We start from the raw sequence: 21,852 nt of genomic DNA on the forward strand, positions 1-21,852 counted from the left end.
AAACAGAAAAGGCTTTATTTAATCTATGACTTGTCGGGTTTGTTAAAAATAAGAACATAAAAAAACAGCAAATCAATTGATTTGCTGTTTTTTTATATTGTCTTGAATATTTTAATTTATTACTCACTCATGGGTACGGTAACTAACGTAGTTCCCCAAGCCATGTATAAATTCATTTCTTTATCAAATGCCATGGTAAAAGCCTCAATACTTTCTTCATTACTAGACACTTTTGCTTGCACTCTTGCAATATCGTTTTTTGAGTTTTATGAATAAGCTCCCCACACATTTACATCACTATTTAAAATAACAGTCCATTCTTTTTCTCCTGGAATTGCAAATAAAGAATATGTTCCTGCTTTTACTTTTTTATTGCCAAAAACAACATCATTATAAAAAGTTACTTCTGTAGCTTCATTAGCTCCTACTCTCCAAACTTTTCCATTTTGAGCCAAAGCCTCAACAGTTCTCCCTTTTAACTGAGGTCTGCTGTAAATAATTTTCACAACTTTGTCTGATGTTTTGTAACTAAGTGGATAAGATATTGCATCCATAGGACTTACATCTAAACCTTTAAAATTTTGAGCATTTATGGTAAATCCGCACAAAACTAGAACCAACAATACAATTACTTTTTTCATATAAACTATTTTAATAATTTGATTTTAGTAGCTAATATACAACAGTCCTTACTTTAAACAACTAATTTATTTTTGCGATTATTATCCCAATAGAATACTCTATATTTGTGCGTTAAACAAGTTAGTATTTTACAATAAATGAAGAACATAAGAAACTTTTGCATTATTGCACATATTGATCACGGTAAAAGCACCTTAGCAGACCGATTGTTAAGTTTTACAGGAGCCGTAACCCAAAGGGAAGAACAAGCTCAGTTATTAGACAATATGGATTTGGAAAGAGAACGTGGTATTACTATAAAATCTCACGCCATTCAAATGTCTTATAAGCACGAAGGTGAAGATTATATTTTAAATTTAATTGACACCCCTGGTCACGTAGATTTTTCTTATGAAGTTTCTCGTTCTATTGCTGCATGCGAAGGAGCCTTGCTAATTGTAGATGCTGCCCAAAGTATACAAGCCCAAACTATTTCTAACCTTTATTTAGCTTTAGAGAATGATTTAGAAATTATTCCTGTACTAAACAAAGTAGATTTGCCAAGTGCCAATCCAGAAGAAGTTACAGATGATATTGTAGATTTATTAGGTTGCGATCCAGAAGATGTCATCCACGCAAGTGGAAAAACAGGTTTTGGTGTTGATAATATTTTAAAAGCTATTATAGAAAAAGTTCCTGCTCCACAAGGAGAACCAGAAGCACCTCTAAAAGCCTTAATTTTTGACTCTGTTTACAATTCTTACAGAGGAGTAGAAACCTATTTTAGAATTATTGACGGAACCATTAAAAAAGGTCAAAAAATTAAATTTATGGCCACTGGTAAAGATTATTTTGCCGATGAAGTTGGTACTTTAAATTTACGTCAAACTCCAAAACAAGAAATTAAAACAGGAGATGTAGGTTATTTAATTACAGGAATTAAAACGGCATCTGAAGTAAAAGTTGGAGATACCATTACAAGTCTTGTAAACCCTACCGAAAGTAAAATAGAAGGTTTTGAAGATGTAAAACCTATGGTATATGCAGGTATTTACCCTGTAGACACTGAGGATTACGAGGAACTAAGAGCCTCTATGGAAAAACTACAATTAAACGATGCTTCTTTGGTTTTTCAACCAGAAAGTTCTGCTGCTCTAGGTTTTGGTTTCCGATGTGGATTTTTAGGAATGCTACACATGGAAATTATTCAGGAACGTTTAGAACGTGAATTTGACATGACAGTTATTACGACTGTTCCAAACGTATCTTACCATGCATTTACCAAAAAAAATCCAGAAGATGTTATTTTGGTAAACAACCCTACAGATTTACCAGATCCATCAAGTATGGACAGAGTGGAAGAACCTTATATTAAAGCTTCTATCATAACAAAATCTGACTTTGTTGGTCAAGTAATGAGTTTATGTATAGAAAAACGAGGTGAAATAGTAAATCAAACTTACTTAACCCCAGAACGTGTAGAATTAATTTTTGACATGCCACTTGCAGAAATTGTTTTTGATTTTTACGACAGACTAAAAACCGTTTCTAAAGGATATGCCTCTTTTGATTATTATCCAATAGGTTTAAGACCATCTAAATTGGTAAAAGTAGATATTTTATTAAACGGAAGTTCTGTAGATGCGCTTTCTGCTTTAATACACGCAGACAATGCTTACCATATTGGTAAAAAAATGTGTGAAAAACTAAAAGAATTAATTCCACGACAACAATTTGATATTCCAATACAAGCAGCTATTGGTGCTAAAATTATCTCTAGAGAAACCACAAAAGCGCTACGAAAAGATGTAACAGCAAAGTGTTACGGAGGTGATATTTCACGTAAACGTAAACTTTTAGAAAAACAAAAGAAAGGAAAAAAGCGTATGAGACAAGTAGGAAATGTTGAAATTCCACAAGAAGCTTTTATGGCTGTTTTAAAACTAAACGACTAATAACCAACGACCTTAATAATTAAGGTCGTTTTTTTTATCTACATTTTATATCAAAACGCAGTTAAATAACCGTTAGCTACCAGTTTGTTTTTTTGTTAAATTCTCCCATTATAATCAAATGTTAACAGTTTTTTTTATTAAGTTTAAAGGGTGAATCAAAACAATCAATATGAAAGTAATACACGTAAGTGCCGAATGTTATCCAGCAGCAAAAGTAGGTGGACTTGCAGACGTAGTAGGATCTCTTCCTAAATATCAAACCAATTTAGGATATGATGCTGCAGTTGTTATGCCTTTTTACGACAACAAATACGCTAAAGGAGCCAAGTACAAAACCGATTTTAGATGTAAAGTTAGTTTAGCTAAAAACAAGTACAAAGCTAAAGTTTACAGAGTAGAAAACAGCTTTGAAGAGCTAGGATACCATTTATACCAAGTACAAATAGAAGGTTTGTTAGACCGTGAAAATGTATATGGATATGAAGACGACACAGAACGCTTTATCGCCTTTCAAAAAGTTGTCTTAGATTGGGTTTTACAATTTATCACTCCTCCAAAAATTATTCATTGTCACGACCACCATACAGGATTAATTCCTTTTATGCTAACACAGTGTACTAAATACCAATCTATGCGAGGTGTTCCAACTGTTTTCACTATTCACAACGCACAATATCAAGGAGAATTCTCTTTCGAAAAATTAGACTATTTACCAGAATACGACTTAGAACAATCTGGAATTTTAGAGTGGGATTATGCTATTAACCCTATGGCAGCCGCAATTAAAGCCTGCTGGAGATACACCACTGTTTCCCCTAACTACATGAATGAATTACCTCATTCTGCAACAGGTTTAGATTGGTTATTCGATACCGAAAGAGCAAAATCTGTAGGAATTCTAAACGGTATTGATACCGATGTATGGAATCCTTCTACAGACAAAATGATTCCTAAAAACTTTAATGTAAAAACTGTTGAAGCTGGTAAAAAAGCCAACAAACAAATAATTTGCGAAAAATTTAATTTAGATCCAGAAAAACCATTAGTAGCATTTATAGGTAGGTTGGTATACCAAAAAGGAGCAGATATTATGGCTGGTATTTTTGACAGAGCCCTAGATGCCAATGATATTAACGGACTTGTATTAGGTTCTGGTGATCCTCATGCCGAATACTTATTAAACGAACTAAAAGACAAATACCAAGGTAGATACAATACTTTTATAGGTTACGATGAAGAGTTATCTCACTTAATTTATGCAGGGGCAGACTTTTTAATTATGCCTTCTCGTTTTGAACCTTGTGGACTTAACCAACTATATGCTTTAAGATACGGAACCATTCCTGTAGTTAGAACCACAGGAGGATTAAAAGACACCGTTAAAGATATAGGTGAAAAAGGAGGTTTTGGAATTAGACACGAACACGTATCTGTAGATGATGTGGCTTTGGCCATAACAAGAGCTAACAAACTATACAACGATACAGCAGAATTTAAGCGTATTAGAAAAGAAATTATGAAAATTAACAACTCTTGGGAAAACTCTGCAAATGAATACATCGATTTATATAACCTTATAGCACAATAAAAATTATGAAGAAAAAAGTATTAGGAATCATTTTAGGAGGAGGACAAGGATCTAGATTAAAACCCCTAACATCTACAAGATCTAAACCTGCAGTACCCATAGCCGGTAAATATAGATTAGTAGATATACCGATTTCTAACTGTTTGCATTCTGAAATCAACAGAATTTTTGTTTTAACACAATTCAACTCAGCTTCATTAAACAAACACATTAAAAACACCTATACTTTCGGGAATTTCTCAGGAGCGTTTGTAGACATATTAGCTGCAGAACAAACTCCAGAAAACGATGGTTGGTTTCAAGGTACTGCAGATGCTGTAAGACAATCTATGCAACACTTTTTAGCATACGAATGGGATTATGCCTTAATTCTTTCGGGTGACCAATTGTACCAAATGGATTTTAATGAAATGGTTAAAAACCACGAGAAAAGCAATGCAGAAATATCTATTGCAACGCTACCTGTAAACGCAAATGATGCTACCGGTTTTGGGATTTTAAAAACAGATGAAAACTCAAACATCGTTTCTTTTGTAGAAAAACCATCTCATGAAGAATTAAAAGACTGGAAATCCGATGTGACTGATGAAATGAAGTCTCAAGGAAGAGACTATTTAGCCTCTATGGGAATCTATATCTTTAACCGTTCTTTACTTAAAGAGTTAATGTCTAACAAGGAAACAATGGATTTTGGAGGAGAAATTATTCCTGCAGCCATTAAAACCAACAAAGTAGTTAGTTTTCAATACGAAGGATACTGGACAGATATTGGAACCATTGGTTCCTTTTTTGAAGCCAATCTTGGTTTAACAGATGACATTCCTCAATTCGATTTATTTGACAACGACAACAACGTATTAACTCGTCCTCGTTTTTTACCTCCTACTAAAATTTCTGGAACTACTCTAGAAAAAACATTAATTGCAGAGGGTGGAATCATAAATGCTAGTAGAATTCAAAGAACCATTATTGGTATTCGTGCTAGAATTGGAGTAGGTACCACCATTTCTAACTGCTATGTAATGGGGAACGACAGGTACGAAGGTGCTGCAGAAATTGAACAAAAAAGAAGCACAAATACACCTTTAAGAGGAATTGGTGAACGCTGTTACATTAACAACTGTATTATTGACAAAAACTCTTCTATAGGAAATGATGTAAAAATTAACGGAGGAGATCACTTAAAAGATACCGAAACAGATTTATACACGGTAAGAAACGGTATTGTTGTAATTAAAAACGGTGTAGTTGTTCCTAGCGGAACCAGCATTGTTTAATTACAAAACCACACAACTTTATACACCCAAGTAAAAATTACTTGGGTGTTTTTAAACACATAATACAAAACACATGAATCATGTAAAACCTTACAGTCTATTTACAGACTTTGACATATACTTATTTAAATCAGGAAAACACTATAGATTGTACGAAAAATTTGGAGCACATCCTGCAACTGTAGACGGTGTAGACGGAATGTATTTTTCGGTTTGGGCACCCACAGCTAACAGAGTTTCAGTTGTAGGAGACTTTAATTACTGGAACGATAGTGAGCATGTTTTAAATGTAAGATGGGATAGTTCTGGTATATGGGAAGGTTTTATTCCAAATGTAAAGTCAGGAGAAGTATACAAATACAAAATACACTCTAACAACAACGGAATAGTTACAGAAAAATGTGATCCTTACGGATACCACACAGAACATCCGCCAAAAACAGCCTCTGTAACTTATGATATTGAAGGTTACAAATGGCAAGATCAAGATTGGATGAAGTACCGAAAAGATAAAAATGGACTAGACAAACCTTACTCTGTTTACGAAGTTCATTTTGAATCTTGGATGAAAAACGTAGAAGACAATAGATCTTTAAGTTATTGGGAAGCCTCTAATGCATTGGTTAAATACGTAAAAGAAATGAATTTTACACATGTAGAATTTATGCCTATTATGGAATATCCTTTTGATCAATCTTGGGGGTACCAATTAACAGGCTACTTTGCTCCTAGTTGCAGATTTGGACATCCAAAAGAATTTATGAATTTAATTGATGAATTTCATAAAAACGACATTGGTGTTATTTTAGACTGGGTACCATCTCATTTCCCATCAGACGATCATGGTTTAGGCTTTTTTGATGGTTCTCATTTATATGAACATCCAGACAAAAGAAAAGGATACCATAAAGATTGGAAAAGTTTAATTTTTAATTACGGAAGAAATGAAGTTCGTTCGTTCTTAATTTCTAACGCTTGTTTTTGGTTAGATAAATATCATATTGATGGACTAAGAGTTGATGCGGTTGCCTCTATGTTATATCTAGATTACTCTAGAGAAGAAGGAGAATGGGAGCCTAATGAATTTGGAGGAAACGAAAACCTAGAAGCCATTTCTTTCTTAAAAGATTTTAACACAGAAGTCTATCAAAGTTTTCCTGGAGTACAAACCATTGCCGAAGAATCTACAGCATTTTCTGGAGTTACTAGAGATGTAGAACACGGAGGTTTAGGTTTTGGTATGAAATGGATGATGGGATGGATGCACGACACATTAGGTTACTTTAAAAAAGATCCTATCCATAGAAAATATCATCATAATGAAATTACCTTTAGTATGGCTTATGCTTTTACAGAAAGGTACATGTTACCCTTATCGCACGATGAAGTTGTTTATGGAAAAGGTTCCATCATCAACAGAATGCCAGGTGACAAATGGCAAAAATTAGCCAACTTACGTTTGTTATTCGGATACATGTATTCTCACCCAGGAGGAAACTTATTGTTTATGGGAGCCGAATTTGGTCAAGAAAATGAATGGAGCTACGCAAAAAGCTTAGATTGGCATTTACTAGAAGACAAAGGACACAAAGCAGTACAAACTTATATGAAGGATTTGAACACCTTTTTAAAAGACACTCCTGCTCTGTATGAAAAAAGCTTTTCTCAAGAAGGTTTCGAATGGATCAATCATGAAGATGGAGAAAAATCGATACTTAGTTACATTAGAAAAGGACACGAACCTAAAAATGACCTTATCGTAATATGCAACAACACACCTACTCCACAAGAAAATTATTTAATCGGTGTACATAGATCAGGAAAACTAAAAGAAGTTTTTAATTCTGACTTAAAAAAATACGGAGGTAGTGGTATTAAAAATAGCAAAAAAATAGCTATATCAGACAAACCATGGAATTGGAAAGATTATTCTGCAACTATTACAGTGCCACCATTATCTATTCTAATTTTTAAAATTGAATAAGCTACAATACAAAGCCCTTAATATCAAAAATTAAGGGCTCGTTTATTTTATAAAAAACTCATCAATCACCTATGTTTACTGAGATATAAATAAAAAAAAAGAAATCCAAAAGGAGAATCCACAAAAAAAATAGAAGACAAAGGTTATCCAAAGTATTTTTTATATTTTCGGTTAATCAAACGACCAATAAACTACTGATATTTATGATTTTAAACGAACAAATAGAATATAAAGGAAATGCTTTTCCTGCTAAAATAATAGATTTCAAAAAAGATGTAGATACACTATATTTTAGTTGTGAAAACGGAGTCATTTTACAAATGACCATTCTAAGAGACAGTATGTTTCGTTTTAGATATGCAACAGGTGCTAAATTTGAAAACGATTTTTCATACGCAATCTCTAAAGATGCGGTAAGAGGATATAACAAATTAGAAATTACAGAAGATTTAGAAAAATACATAATTACCACTTCTAAACTTATCTGTTATATTTCTAAAGAAAACCTAAAAACACGTATTTACGATGCCCTTGACCAAACCTTAATAAGTGAAGATGAATTAGGTTTTCATTGGGAAGAAAGTTATGAACTAGGAGGTAACATTGTAAAAATGACCAAAAGCTCCCCAAACGGAGAAAGCTTTTACGGTTTAGGAGACAAACCCGAACACACCAACTTAAAAGGACGTAGATTCCAAAACTGGGCTACAGATTCGTATGCCTTTGGACGTTACACTGACCCTATTTACAAAGCCATTCCTTTTTACACAGCTATTCAAAACAAAAAAGCGTATGGTATCTTTTTTGACAATTCTTTTAGATCTCATTTTGATTTTTGTTCTGAAAGAAGAAACGTAACTAGTTTTTGGGCAGAAGGTGGTGAAATGAATTACTATTTTATCTATGGTCCTAAAATGCAAGATGTAGTAGCATCTTATACGAACCTAACAGGAACACCCGAATTACCTCCTTTATGGGCTTTAGGATATCATCAGTGTAAATGGAGTTACTATCCAGAATCTAACGTAAAAGAAATTACTCAAAAATTTAGGGATTTAAAAATACCTTGTGATGCTATCTACCTAGATATAGATTACATGGAAGGGTTTAGATGTTTTACTTGGAGCAAAGAATATTTTCCAGAACCTAAAAGGATGGTGAAAGAACTTGCAGATGATGGTTTTAAAACCGTTGTTATTATTGATCCAGGAATTAAGATTGATCTAGAATACGATGTATTTAAAGAAGGTTTGGAAAACGATTACTTTTGTAGAAGAGCCGATGGACCTTATATGAAAGGTAAAGTTTGGCCAGGAGAATGTTATTTTCCAGACTTTACAAGAGAAGAAGTAAGAGAATGGTGGGCTGGTTTGTTCCAAGGTCTAATTGAAGATATTGGAGTTAAAGGTGTTTGGAACGACATGAACGAACCTGCTGTAATGGATGTGCCTGGAAAATCTTTCCCAAATGATGTACGTCACGATTACGATGGAAATCCATGTTCTCATAGAAAAGCACATAACATTTATGGAATGCAAATGGCTAAAGCCACTTACATGGGATTAAAAAAATACAACTATCCTTTAAGACCATTTGTTATTACTCGTTCTGCTTATTCTGGAACACAACGCTATACCTCAACATGGCTAGGAGACAATGTTGCTACCTGGGAACACTTATGGATAGCCAACGTACAAGCACAAAGAATGGCCATGTCTGGATTCTCTTTTGTAGGATCTGATATTGGAGGATTTGCAGAACAACCTAACGGAGAGCTATATGCTCGTTGGATTCAGTTAGGTATTTTTCACCCATTCTGTAGAACACACTCTTCTGGAGATCATGGAGACCAAGAACCATGGACTTTTGGTAAAGAAATTACAGATGTTGTTCGTAAATTTATAGAATTACGTTACCAATTGTTACCCTATCTATATACTACTTTTTACAAGTACATAGAAGAAGGAATACCAATGTTAAAATCATTAGTGTTATATGATCAAGAAGACTCGCAAACACACCATAGAACTGATGAATTTATATGTGGTGAACATATTTTAGCCTGCCCAATTGGAGAACCAAACTCTAAAGGTCGTAGAATGTACGTACCTAAAGGAAATTGGTTTAACTATTGGACAAACGAATTGGTACAAGGGGGAGATGAAAGATGGGTAGATGCCGACTTAGACAGTATGCCTATTTTTGTTAAAGAAGGAGCTATTATTCCTATTTACCCTGTACAACAATATGTAGGAGAAAAAGAAATTGATCAGTTAACTTTAGACGTATATTACAAAAACGGAAAAGAAATTTCTGACGTTTTTGAGGATGCCAATGATGGTTACGATTACACAAAAGGTAGATATTGTTTAAGACACTTTACGCTTACAGGAAAAGAAGATAGACTAACTATTAAACAACATAAATCTGGAACTTTTATTACAGGTTATGAAACTTTTAAAATGAATTTGATTGGTTTACCTTTTGAAATAAAAACCATTAAAATTGATAGCGAAGAGGTTAGTTTAGAAGAATTAAAATTAAACCACAGAACTTTTGAAGTTACTAAAGAGTTTAACCAAATTCAGATTATAGGTTAATCGCACACTTTTTATAAAAACAAAAAAATCCGAGCAATATGCTTGGATTTTTTTGTTTCAAATTGTTTTACTTCCATTTAATACCGCAACCTACACTAGGTTTTTCTATTTCTTTATAAGCTTTTCCTTCCAACATTAAATCCAACGCTTTTATAATATCTTTCCCTGTAGGCAAAACTCCATTCCCTGGCCTAGAATCGTCTAACTGTCCATGATAAAACGATGTCAAATATTTATCAAACACATAAATATCTGGAGTACAAGCCGCATTGTATGCTTTGGCTACTTGTTGGGTTTCATCATATAAATATGGAAAAGGATATTCATTTTTCAAGGCATTTTCCTTCATCAACTCAGGTGCATCTTGTGGATAATTATTTACATCGTTACTACTAATAGCTATAAAATTAACTCCTTTTGCTTGGTACTTATTTGCCAAACGAACCAACAATGAATTTACATGAATTACATACGGACAATGGTTACAAATAAACATAATTACCGTTCCATTTACTCCTTTTAAATTTTTTAAGCTTAATTTTTTACCTGTTACAGTATCTAGTAATGTAAATTCTGGAGCTTTTGCTCCTTTTTTCATTTCATTAGAAGGTGTTAAAGCCATATTCTTATCGTTTTTATTCATTCAAAAATAAAAAACTTATCGCACTCTTGGACTATAATTTACAGCTGCTTGTTGATCTTCTTTTATGTTCCAATCTACAGTTTCAAAAGTTGTTTTAGGGATGTTTATGTTATTAGATCTTTTTGCAAAACCATCCGTATATTCCCAGTTTGTACCAGTACCATCTACTATAGGGTTTCCATACACATCAACAACTACATTAAAAGGATCTATAAGTTCATAAGCATCATCTCCATTTCCATCTATGTTAGATGCTGCCAAATCTGCTGTTACACCAAAATAATCACCAAATACGGTTTTGTCTCTAGCTACAATTACAAAACCTTTAGCGGGTATTGTTAAATCATCTAAAGCAACAGGCAATGCAGCCAACTCTTTTGTGTTTTTGGTGTTTGTGTAATTGTATCTAACCAATGTCCAATCTTTTAAACTCACCTCATTATTTGTTGGATTGTATATTTCTACAAATCTAGCTTTTGTTGCTTCTTTAGGATCTGCTACTTCCGTTATCAACAAAGGTGCTGTTTCTACAATTACCTCATCGGGAACATAGACTGTTTCAGTATCTTTTCTTTGTTTAGGACTAAAACTATTGGGTGCCTTTTGGTCTCCTTTAAATACAGACCATTCCTCAATGTTAAATATAGCATTTGGTGTGTTGATATCTATATTTCTATACGCTCTACCATCTTCGTAATTCCAGTTTGTATCTGTTCCATCTTGTGTGGGAATTCCAAAAACATCTATTACTACTCCTGTTTCATTAGTTAATGTGTATGCATCATCTCCATTTCCATCTAATTTATTATTCATCAAATCGGCTTTGAACCCAAATGAATCTTCAAAATTTAAATTGGTGGTTGTACTTTCTTTATCATTTGCTATAACTACAAATCCTTTAGAAGGAATTGACAACCCGTTTAAAAGTATGCTAGATGCCGTACCTCCGTTTACAAATCTATTTAAAGCACAACCTTCTAAAACCACAGCCACATTTTCTGCATTGTACAATTCTACGTATCTGGAAAAAGAAGCATTTTGAGGGTCTGCAATTTCGGTTATTAATATATTTGGGGTAGTTGTATTACAGTTTACACGATTTCCTATTTGTTCTATATCTTGATGCTTGTTTAAAATCAAAACAGGTTCTTTATCAAAATTAACCGTGTAGACTCCTGTAGCCGATACTTGATTGTTCGGGATTAATTCTGATGCAAAATTTGCAAAATTGCTTGTTTCTAATATTATTTCATCACTTCTAAATGGTTCGCAATACTGTAGGGTTCTTTTACCGTCATAATCATCGGTAGCGAGACCGGCATAGGGTAGTCCAACATCCGATTGTTTAAAATGTACATCTTTAATGCTAATTAGGGTGTTTAAATCTTGGGGGGTTAAATTTTTTATCAAAACTGTTTTAGGTTCAACTGTTACCAACTCATTTGTTTTGTATATATATGTATCTAATTCAAATTCAATAATATCTTTTATGTAAGTATTACTAGGTTTTCCAAGTGTAAGTACACCTCCACTTGTTGTTTTTTTTAACCCTTGTAAATTGATAATGATTTTTCTTCCTTTTGCATATTTAACACTTGTATTCGTTAATCCTACACGAACTCTCATTCCCATTCTCGGGTTATCCGCTCCTAAGCCTGATACACCTGGAGTATTTTGCACATAAATTTCTTTGTAAAAATTCCCTTCTGTATCTGATGAAATTACATATGCTGTAACAAGAGTGTCTTTACCTATTGTATTGTTATGTAAATTAAACAACTGTTGAAATGTAATTTCTGTTTTATTGCTTATATCTGGAACCTGAATAGAAATGTCTATTTTATCATGATCCATATCATCAATACAAGAAACTAAAGTTATTCCTATTAAAAAGTATATATATTTTATCATAACATTGATTTAAAAAGAATAATAAATTCCGGTAAAGAAAGTTCTCCCATTCCCTGCAAAATATCTATTCCCAAAAAGGGGTTCCTCTCTGTTATATTCCTTTAACTGTTCACTATAATTAGCTGCTCTGCTACTAGCAAAACCACCTGTTTGATATTTGATGTCTAATGCATTTTGTACCGTCCAAAAAACACTTAAATACCCTGTTTGTAATCGCCAAGATTTCCCTCCCGATAAATTAACTAGCGTAAAGTTTTTAAGTTGTTCTTGTTCTCTAAACAAAGTCACTAAATTCTGATCTAAATTTTCTATAGGAGTTCCATTTATTTCATTTACAAAATTACTAGTGTACCTAATAGGAGCAATATCTACATAATTGTTCCTAAAATGATTAACACTTACTTTTATTCTCCAATAATTAGGATCTGTATAAGCTAATTTTAAAGAAAATGCTTGTTGTGGCCCCGATGATAATTTTTTTCCTTTGATATTTGCAGCTCCTAGGTTTTTTTCTCCATTTACAAACCCCAAATTTTGTGCTGTTGAATTGTCTTCTGTAAAAAACAAAACATTCGGATTGTTAGCATAAGTATAATTTCCTACCCCAACTACTCCTGTTAATTTTATAGAAGAATTTACATCGTAAGAAGTTCCTAATTCCAACCCCATATACTTCTTTTTAGCTCCGTTTAATACTTCTTGCACAAACAGGCTGTTTTCATCTAACAACTCTCCTGAATTGCTTTCTACATCGTTAGCATCTGTACCAAAACCCTCGGCAAAATAAAAGCCTGTTTCGGTTACATTATTTTGCAAATTGTAATACCCTGTAAGTTTGATATTGTAATTTAAACCTCTGCGGATATAACTTAGGGAGTTGGTCAATAAATTTTCGGTTTCTAAATTATTTAATGTAGCATTGCTAACTCTTGCATTGGGAAATACTTGTTTTACATTGGGCGATTTTTGAATATATGCAGATTTAACATCTATCAAATTTCTACCAGACATTTTATACAATGCATTTACTTTTCCTTGGAATGCTAACAAATCAACCTTTTTACTAGCCCCTTCTGCATTTGCATAGTTTTCATATTTGTACAATCCTTCTCTTTGGTGTGTTGAATAAGAAAGTCCCAAAGCTTGTAACAGCTCTAACTTTTTTCCTTTCCATTTAGCCTGTACAAAACCGTTTATATTACTACTGTTTACTTTGTAATTGTATTTAAAACGATCTCCTTCTATAACCACCCTATTAGGATTATTTAAATCACTTTGTGCCAACGTAAAACTAGCCACATCTAAATAACCATTTCCTCCTAACAAATCTACCACCTGAGCATAGTTTTCTGAAAGGGTGTTTCTATAATCCACACTTGCATTTAATTGCCAAGCTTTATTTATTTTATGTGTTATATTAGAATTGAACTGAATTCTACTCTCGTCTCTTTTGTCATTGTACAATACATAAGCTGCATTCTCTCCTATTGCTTTTTTTTCGGCATTGGCTTGGTACAAAAAATCCCAATTTAACTGACCTTTATTTACAAAATCTTGTTGATACCTATAAACATTCTCATAATCTACCGTATTTCTAGACAACCAATAACTAGGCAATTTTTGATAATAGACAGGATCTGGATTAGAACCTCCATTATAATCTATTCTAGAATAACCAGTAGTTCCTTTTTGGAGCAACAAAGAGTTTTCCCACCTAAAACGATCTGATTTTTTATAAGTATGTGTAAGCAATACCATGGGTTCTTCTACAGTTCTTACCCTAGCATTTCTTTTTTTTCCGTTCTGATATCCCCAATTTCCGTTGTAACTATTTCCTTTTAAATCATACACCTCTTTTGTATAAGTCCCAGCAACTCCTCTTTTATTTGGAGTATACAACACACTTATATTTAGACTATGCCGTGTGTTTAAATATTTTTCTACACTAAACATTAATGAATTGGCATTGTAAAAGGTTCCTTTTCTATAACCTTCATTTCCCCAACGTCTGCTTGCAGAAACCACATAGTACCAATTGTTTGTAAAAGTTCCTGCATGATTTACAGAGGCTTTGTTTTGATAAGATCTATCGGAGCGAGCATAGGAAATTCTTGTCCCAGACCTATACAAAGATGCTCTTGTAGATAAAGATGTAACCCCTAAAGCTCTACCAAAACTTTTTTCAGAAGCTCCCAAAGGCTCCGTTAATTCCTGGGTTCTATAAATTCCATCTACTCCACCCCAATTATTCCACGCAGGCCTATCATCAAACAATCTATTTTGATGAACTCCATTTAATAAAAAAGTAACCTGATCGGCCCCTAAACCTCTTGCGTTGTAAAACACACCTTGAAATTCAAACCCAATAGTATTTAAATATATATCATCCGAAGCTGAAAAAATTCCAGAGATATTGGTTACTTCACCACTTTCATCATTCAAATCATCATCGGACAAATTCACAATACTAAACACATCTTTTCCCGTTTTAATAGTATCTTGAGCAAAAACCGTTGAGGTTAAAAAACAGCTTAATAAAATTTTGTGAATTGATAACATTTCTTTTTGACTTGTAAAATAAATATTAGTTTTGAATCACTCCTTTAAACAAAAGATATGACTCTAAAAACCAAACTATTGCTTACAATTAGCATTCTATTTGTAATAAATATTTGCTTTGGACAAAAATCATACATTGTTCAAACGGTTGCTTTTTACAACCTAGAAAACTTATTCGATTCTATAAATGATCCTACTAAAATGGACGAACTAAGTCCGATGATGGAAATAAAATCTAACAGAACCTATGTTTATAAAGATAAATTATCTAAACTATCAAAAGTACTGTGTGAAATCGGAAAAGAACAAAACAACTTACCTGCTTCTTTAATAGGTGTGGTAGAAGTAGAAAACAGAACTGTGTTAGAAGATTTAATTGGCACACCTCCGTTAAGCACTTATAATTATGGCATAATTCACTACGATTCTCCTGACAAAAGAGGAATTGACACAGCCCTGTTATATAATAAAGATGTATACAAACCCTTGTATAGCGAAGCTGTACCTGCCAATTTATACAAAGATGGCCAAAAAGTTTATACCCGAGATATTTTATGGGCAACCGGCTATTTATTAGATGATAAAGTACATATTTTAGTAAACCATTGGCCCTCTAGAAGAGGAGGTGCTAAAAAAAGTAGCATTCTAAGAGAACGTGTAGCCAAAAGGGTTAAAGACCTGGTAAGCCAAATATACAGCACCGAACCCGATGCTAAAATTATGATTATGGGAGACTTTAATGACAGCCCTACTGATAAGAGTTTTAAAAAAGTTTTAGATACTAAAATTTCCAAAGAAACGCTAAAAAAACAAGAACTCTACAATCCTTTTGAAAAAATGTTTAGAAATGGTTTTAACACATTAGTATATGGAGGAGATTTGTTTTTGTTTGATCAAATTATTTTTAGCGAAAACTTTATAACTCACCACAAAGATTACAGTAGTTTTAAATTTTACAAAGCCGGTATTTACAACCCCACTTACTTAACACTGCAAACCGGAAAATACAAAGGAAGCCCTAAGCGAAGTTTTGCAGGTGGTACCTATTTAGGAGGTTACAGTGACCACTACCCTGTGTATAGTTATCTTTTAAAAGAAAACTAATCAAACTATTAAGTTTCTAAAGTATATTTGCCCTAAAATTTACTTACATGGCATTGATTCTAAATATAGAAACATCAACTAAAAACTGTTCTGTAGCACTTTCTAAAGATGGCATTTGTATAGCCTTAAAAGAAGAAAACAACGGCGATTATTCCCACGCAGAAAAACTACATATTTTTATTGAACATGTTTTAAAAGAACAAAACTTAACCACATTTGACCTAGATGCCATTGCTGTAGGAAAAGGTCCAGGTTCTTACACTGGATTAAGAATAGGTGTTTCTGCAGCCAAAGGATTAGCCTATGCTGCAAATATTCCGCTAATTGCTACAGACACTTTAAAATGTTTAGCACAAACTATTCAAATAGAACAAGGAGTTATTGTCCCAATGATAGATGCTAGAAGACTAGAAGTATACAGTGCTATTTACAACAATTTGTACACTCAAATTAGAACCACCGAAGCACAAATAATAGACCAAGACTCTTTTGCAGACCTATTAAACAAACAACCTATTTACTTTTTAGGTGATGGGGCTGAGAAATGCAAAAACATTATTAGGCACAAAAATGCAAATTTTATAGATCACAAATTTCCTTCGGCCCAACAAATGGCCATCCTTTCCGAAGAACAATTCCAAAAAAAACAATTTGAAGACACTGCTTATTTTGAACCTTTTTATTTAAAAGATTTTATAGTAACTCCTCAAAAAAAGAAATAATCAAATCTCTTAAAACAAGTAAGCTAGACTTAGTTTAAAGTTATTTAGTAACATTTTATTAACGTTTGTTCGGTGGTTTTTTCACTAATTTCGAGCAAAATTTTTTTTAGTCTCAAAATGGAAAATATTTATTTTTTAATGATTATTGCTTTGGCTGTTCTTGCGGCCATAGATTTGGTAGTTGGAGTAAGTAACGATGCCGTTAACTTTTTAAACTCTGCTATTGGTTCTAAAGCAATTAGCCCTAAAAACATTATGATTATTGCTAGTGTAGGGGTGTTACTAGGTGCAGTTACATCTAGTGGAATGATGGAGGTTGCAAGAAAAGGAATTTTTGTCCCTAGTCAATTTTACTTTAATGAAATTATGTACATTTTTATGGCTGTAATGATTACAGACATATTGCTGTTAGATATTTTTAATACATTAGGACTTCCAACATCTACCACAGTATCTATTGTTTTTGAACTACTTGGGGCTGCTGTAACCATGTCTTTGGTTAAAATATCGGCAAATGATACGCAAACTATTTCAGATATTTGGAACTACATCAACCACGAAAAAGCTGTGCTAATTATTTTTGGAATTTTGCTCTCCGTAGTTATTGCCTTTACCGTAGGTGCTATTGTTCAGTTTTTCTCTAGAATTGTTTACACTTTTAGATTAGAACAAAAAAAACCGCACGTAAATGCTATTTTTGGAGGTTTAGCAATTACTGCTATTACTTATTTTATTTTTGTAAAAGGACTAAAAGGAACTCCATATTACGGAGATGTTGAGCATTTAATTGAGGGAAATACACTTAAAATTGTTGTTTTAGGTAGTATTGCTTGGTCTTTAATTTCTCTATTCCTTATTCGTGTTTTTAAAACAAATATTTTAAAACTTATTATTGGAATTGGTACTTTTTCTTTAGCAATGGCCTTTTCTGGAAATGATTTGGTAAACTTTGTTGGAGTACCTATTGCTGCGTGGAACTCTTTTGAAGCATGGTCTATTTCTGGAATTCCAGACACTGAATTTTCTATGGGAATATTAGCTAAAAAAGTTCCATCTAACCCTATGTTGTTAATTTTTGCTGGGGCCATTATGGTGGTTACTTTGTGGTTTTCTAAAAAAGCTAAAAAAGTAATAGAAACAGGTGTAAATTTATCTAGACAAGGAGAAGGACATGAAAAATTTCAACCCAACCCAGTTTCTAGAAGTGTTGTTAGAGCTGGAATTTTAGTTAACAATGCTTTTAACTTTTTAATTCCTCAAACAACTCAACAATACATTAACTCTAGATTTGAAAGACCCGTTTTGAATATATCTAAAGACAAGAGTATTGAAATGCCAGCTTTTGATATGATTCGTGCTTCTATAAACTTAGTAGTTGCGGGTATTCTTATTTCTGTAGGTACATCTTTAAAACTTCCACTATCTACCACCTATGTTACTTTTATGGTGGCCATGGGTACTTCTTTGGCAGATAGAGCTTGGGGTAGAGAAAGTGCTGTTTATAGAATAGCTGGAGTTTTAAGTGTAATTGGTGGATGGTTTTTAACAGCCTTGGTTGCATTTACGTTTGCTGCCATTGTTGCTTTTTTAATTAATTTAGGAGGTCCTTTAATGGTAGCCGTATTACTTTTATTGGTTTTATTATTAATGACCAGAAACTACATAAACCACTCTAAAAAAGAAAAAGAAATAGAGGCTAAAAAAATAATTAGAAAAGAAAACATAAACTCTATTAATGGTGTTATTAACGAAAGTACAGGACACATTATTCAAGTATTAAAAAGAGTAGATAAACTATATAACAATGTAGTAGTTAATTTAGCTGATCAGAATTTAGATAAGTTAAAAAAGAACGACAAGCACGTAACCAAACTCAACGAAGAAATAGAACACTTACGAAATGATGTATTCTATTTTATAAAATCTTTAGAAAAAAGCTCTGTAGAAGCAAGTCAATTCTACATTATGGTTTTAGGTTATTTAGAAGATATTTCTCAGTCTATTTCTTACATTTCTAAAGTAAGTTACAAACACGTAAACAACAACCACAAATCTTTAAACAAAGAACAGGTAAAAGATTTAAAATCTATTATGAAAGGGTTGGAAGATGTTTTACTAGAAATTATTGAAATCTTAGAAAACCATCAGTTTGAGAACATTTCTGCTACTATAGAAAAGAAGCAAATATTGTTAGATAGTGTGTCTGACTCTATAGAAAAACAAATCAATAGAATTAGAACCGTAGAAACAAGTGCTAAAAACACGACACTACATTTAAGTATTATTATGGAATCTAAAGATTTAGTAAATGCTTTAATTAATCTTTCTGAATTGTATAATGATATTACAGTGAATATTGAAAAATAAAGATTAATGTTTACTCATAAAAAAAGCGATTTTGTATTTACAAAATCGCTTTTTTTATATCGTTAAAACTGTTGTTATTATGACAATACAGCTTTTATTCTAGCCACAGCTTCTCTTAATTGAGCTTCTGATGCTGCATAAGAAATACGAATGCATGATGGAGCTCCAAAAGCCTCTCCTGTAACTGTTGCTACATTGGCTTCTTCTAACAACAACAAAGAAAAATCAGATGCGTTTTCTATCAACTTTCCTTTAATTGTTTTTCCAAAGAATGCAGAAACATCTGGAAAAATATAAAAAGCACCTTTAGGTACATTTAATTTTACACCTTCAATTTCTCCTAACAATTCCAACATCATATCTCTACGCTTCTTAAACTCATCTACCATGTATTGAATTTTAGAAACAGGCTCTGTTAAAGCAGTAATAGCAGCTCTTTGTGCAATACAGTTGGTTCCCGATGTAATTTGCCCTTGCATTTTAGTACACGCTTTTGCAATCCACTCTGGAGCACCAATAAATCCAATTCTCCAACCTGTCATTGCAAAACCTTTAGCCAATCCGTTTACGGTAATAGTTCTATCGTACATAGATGGAATTGCAGCAATACTAAAGTTTGGAGTTCCATAGTTAATGTGTTCGTAAATTTCATCAGAAACAATAAAAATATTTGGATACTTTTCTAACACTGCAGCCAAACCTCTGTAATCTTCTTCTGTATAAACAGTTCCACTTGGATTGTTTGGAGAGTTAAAGAAAATTAATTTTGTTTTAGGTGTTATAGCAGCCTCTAATTGTTCTGGAGTTATTTTAAAATCCGTTTCAATGGTAGAAGGAATTTCTTTATAAGTAGCTCCTCCTAAAATAGCTTGTGCTGAGTATGAAACCCAGTATGGTGCAGGCAAAATAACCTCATCTCCTGGATTTAACAACACTTGTGTAATGTTTGCTAAAGATTGTTTAGCTCCAGTAGAAACAACTATTTGACTTGGTTTGTAATCTATATTGTTATCTCTTTTAAATTTTAAAGAAATAGCTTCTTTTAAATCTGCATAACCATCTACAGGGCTGTATGAGTTGTAATTGTCATTAATAGCTTGTATAGCTGCATCTTTAATGTATTCAGGAGTATTAAAATCTGGTTCTCCTAAACTTAAACTAATAATATCTTTTCCAGCTGCTTTTAACTCTCTTGCTTTTGCAGCCATTACCAATGTTGCAGATGCTGGTAAACCGGTAATTCTTTCTGATAAATGTTGTTCCATTTTTAATTGTAAGTATATAGTTGTTATCCCATTTGGGGTTGTTTTCCTAAAATAATTAATTGATTGATATGTGCCGACAAAGCTTCTTTGACCGTATCATATTCGTAATAAGGCAACTGAAATTCTTTAGCGGTTTTCTTTACTATTTTTGCCAAATCTTTATAATGAACATGAGATATTGTTGGAAAAATATGATGTTCTATTTGAAAATTTAATCCACCTAAAAAAAACGACACCAACTTGTTTTTAGTTGCAAAATTTGCTGTTTCTAACAATTGATGCACTGCCCAACTTCTATCTTCTTTTTCTAGCTCTTCTGGTGAAATTACCTCTACAGAATCTGTAATGTGTGCCAACTGAAACACAACACTTAAAATAAACCCAGCAACATAGTGCATAATAAAAAAGCCTATTAACCAAGCATAGCAACTTATAGGTAAAACCAGTAAAGGCAAAACTAACCAAAACAAGTAATACACTATTTTGGTCATTATTAACAAAGCCCATTCTTTTTTAGGGTTTAATTCTCCTTCTGCACTAAGGCCATACTTAAGGTATCTTGGTGTTTGCTTAAAATCTACCACCAATGCCCATTGAATGGTTAACAAACCATATAAAAAAAAGGCATATATTTTTTGATATTTATGAAATGGTTTCCATTTGGAATGTTTAGACAATCTAATCACTCCTTGTATATCAATATCTTCATCTACCCCTTCTATATTTGTATACGTATGGTGTAATAAATTATGTTGTACTTTCCAATTGTATACGTTTCCTGCCAAAATATAAATACTGTTCCCTAACAACTGATTCACCCACCATTTGCTAGAAAAAGAACCGTGATTGCTATCATGCATCACATTCATTCCAACACCTGCCATTCCCAATCCCATAATTACACACATAAATATTTGTAAGCTAGTAGCCATAGGAATAAGTAGCAACAAAAAATAAGGTACAAACAACAATACAAACATAAAAATGGCTTTGCTATACAGCAACCAATTTCCTGTTCGTTTTAAATTATTGTCCCTAAAGTATTTATTAACTCTTTGATTTAGAGTTTTAAAAAACAATTTGTTTTGTTCTTTAGAAAAACTTACTTGTCGCATTTACTCATTTGTATTCAGTCTACAAAAATAACCATTTTTTATTCACATTAATTTAATATTACATCAAGAAATTTAAGTTTTAAACGCTTTTCTAATATATGTAAAGAACATTTAATCAAATCACTAAGATATGTATTCCGT

At 32.7% G+C, this 21,852-nt stretch carries 13 protein-coding genes and 1 pseudogene; 8 read left to right on the plus strand and 6 right to left on the minus strand.

Going from position 1 to position 21,852, the window contains the following annotated elements:
- Positions 1 to 119: 119 nt before the first annotated feature.
- Positions 120 to 641, minus strand: a pseudogene (locus ACY2IJ_RS07795) (DUF2911 domain-containing protein).
- Between the two features lie 138 nt (positions 642 to 779).
- Between ACY2IJ_RS07795 and lepA the strand changes: the two are divergent.
- From lepA to ACY2IJ_RS07820, 5 genes are all read left to right on the plus strand, one after another.
- A complete protein-coding gene (lepA, locus tag ACY2IJ_RS07800) occupies positions 780 to 2,576 on the plus strand; it encodes a translation elongation factor 4 (RefSeq protein WP_476723798.1) in 1,797 nt (598 codons plus the stop codon).
- Between the two features lie 169 nt (positions 2,577 to 2,745).
- Positions 2,746 to 4,164: a glycogen synthase gene (locus ACY2IJ_RS07805; protein WP_476723799.1), complete on the plus strand. Its 1,419-nt coding sequence runs from the start codon at positions 2,746 to 2,748 to the stop codon at positions 4,162 to 4,164.
- 5 nt (positions 4,165 to 4,169) lie between these two features.
- Positions 4,170 to 5,441 (plus strand): glucose-1-phosphate adenylyltransferase, encoded by a 1,272-nt coding sequence (locus ACY2IJ_RS07810; RefSeq protein WP_476723800.1) that lies wholly within the window; start codon positions 4,170 to 4,172, stop codon positions 5,439 to 5,441.
- Between the two features lie 73 nt (positions 5,442 to 5,514).
- On the plus strand, positions 5,515 to 7,425 hold the full coding sequence (gene glgB / locus ACY2IJ_RS07815) for a 1,4-alpha-glucan branching protein GlgB (protein WP_476723801.1): 1,911 nt from the start codon (positions 5,515 to 5,517) through the stop codon (positions 7,423 to 7,425).
- 203 nt (positions 7,426 to 7,628) lie between these two features.
- Entirely contained in the window at positions 7,629 to 10,025 is a 2,397-nt protein-coding gene (locus ACY2IJ_RS07820; protein WP_476723802.1) for a glycoside hydrolase family 31 protein, read from the plus strand.
- 67 nt (positions 10,026 to 10,092) lie between these two features.
- On the opposite strand, the gene ACY2IJ_RS07825 is transcribed toward ACY2IJ_RS07820, so the two are convergent.
- From ACY2IJ_RS07825 to ACY2IJ_RS07835, 3 genes are read right to left on the minus strand one after another with little or no spacing between them, the layout of a single operon-like run.
- Positions 10,093 to 10,647 carry a thioredoxin family protein gene (locus tag ACY2IJ_RS07825; protein WP_476723803.1) on the minus strand — a complete coding sequence of 185 codons (555 nt, stop codon included), beginning with the start codon at positions 10,645 to 10,647 and terminating at the stop codon, positions 10,093 to 10,095.
- Between the two features lie 36 nt (positions 10,648 to 10,683).
- Positions 10,684 to 12,579: a DUF5689 domain-containing protein gene (locus ACY2IJ_RS07830; protein WP_476723804.1), complete on the minus strand. Its 1,896-nt coding sequence runs from the start codon at positions 12,577 to 12,579 to the stop codon at positions 10,684 to 10,686.
- A 9-nt stretch (positions 12,580 to 12,588) separates the two neighbouring features.
- Positions 12,589 to 15,138: a TonB-dependent receptor gene (locus tag ACY2IJ_RS07835; protein ID WP_476723805.1), complete on the minus strand. Its 2,550-nt coding sequence runs from the start codon at positions 15,136 to 15,138 to the stop codon at positions 12,589 to 12,591.
- A 57-nt stretch (positions 15,139 to 15,195) separates the two neighbouring features.
- Here ACY2IJ_RS07835 and ACY2IJ_RS07840 point away from each other — a divergent pair, with 57 nt between their 5' ends.
- The 3 genes from ACY2IJ_RS07840 (at position 15,196) to ACY2IJ_RS07850 (ending at position 19,331) form a co-directional block, all read left to right on the plus strand.
- The gene (locus tag ACY2IJ_RS07840; RefSeq protein WP_476723806.1) at positions 15,196 to 16,242 is read left to right on the plus strand and encodes an endonuclease/exonuclease/phosphatase family protein; all 1,047 of its coding nucleotides are present in this window, start codon (positions 15,196 to 15,198) and stop codon (positions 16,240 to 16,242) included.
- 47 nt (positions 16,243 to 16,289) lie between these two features.
- Positions 16,290 to 16,964, plus strand: coding sequence for a tRNA (adenosine(37)-N6)-threonylcarbamoyltransferase complex dimerization subunit type 1 TsaB (gene tsaB / locus ACY2IJ_RS07845; RefSeq protein ID WP_476723807.1), 675 nt, complete (start codon positions 16,290 to 16,292; stop codon positions 16,962 to 16,964).
- 117 nt (positions 16,965 to 17,081) lie between these two features.
- Positions 17,082 to 19,331, plus strand: coding sequence for an inorganic phosphate transporter (locus tag ACY2IJ_RS07850; protein ID WP_476723808.1), 2,250 nt, complete (start codon positions 17,082 to 17,084; stop codon positions 19,329 to 19,331).
- Between the two features lie 77 nt (positions 19,332 to 19,408).
- Here the strand turns inward: ACY2IJ_RS07850 and ACY2IJ_RS07855 are convergent, their stop codons facing one another.
- Positions 19,409 to 20,596 (minus strand): pyridoxal phosphate-dependent aminotransferase, encoded by a 1,188-nt coding sequence (locus ACY2IJ_RS07855; protein WP_476723809.1) that lies wholly within the window; start codon positions 20,594 to 20,596, stop codon positions 19,409 to 19,411.
- Positions 20,597 to 20,619: 23 nt separating this feature from the next.
- Entirely contained in the window at positions 20,620 to 21,711 is a 1,092-nt protein-coding gene (locus ACY2IJ_RS07860) for a fatty acid desaturase family protein (protein ID WP_476723810.1), read from the minus strand.
- Positions 21,712 to 21,852 lie beyond the last annotated feature (141 nt).

The organism is Wenyingzhuangia gracilariae, from assembly GCF_056387575.1.